Here is a 427-nt window from a genome sequence, read left to right as displayed (position 1 = left end):
TCTGTCGGTGACCGACGCCCAGGTGCGCGAAGCATTGCTCGCCATTCCGGCGATTGCGCAACTGCGCCGTCCGGACGGCTCGATCGATCAGGCCAAGTACGAGCAACTGCTGTCCGCGCAGAACCTCACACCGCAGCGACTCGAAGCGCAAATCCGTTTCGAGCTGGCATCGAACCAGTTGCCGGCCAGTGTGCAGGCGAGCGCGATGCTGCCGAAGGCCGTGCTCGATCGCTTTGCTCAACTGCGTGCTCAGCAACGTGATGTCTCGGTGCTGAACTTCCCGGTGTCGGACTTCACCGGCAAGGTCGTGCCGACGCAGCAGCAGATCCAGGCTTATTACGACGCGCACAAGGCAGCTTTCCAGACGCCGGAGTCGGCCGAGATCCAGTACGTGGTGCTCGACCCGAAGGCCATGCCGGCATCGGCA

The 427-nt window shown here is 63.2% G+C and carries 1 protein-coding gene; it reads left to right on the top strand.

The features are described 5' to 3' along the window. The coding region (locus tag CDV44_RS27500) for a SurA N-terminal domain-containing protein (RefSeq protein WP_170936144.1) at positions 1-427 on the top strand (427 nt) is incomplete at both ends.

It is taken from the genome of Pandoraea sp. PE-S2R-1 (genome assembly GCF_002179865.1).
Taxonomy (GTDB): Bacteria; Pseudomonadota; Gammaproteobacteria; order Burkholderiales; family Burkholderiaceae; genus Pandoraea.
Note: the sequence above shows the minus strand (reverse complement) of the source record. Positions and strands in the feature narration are given on the sequence as shown.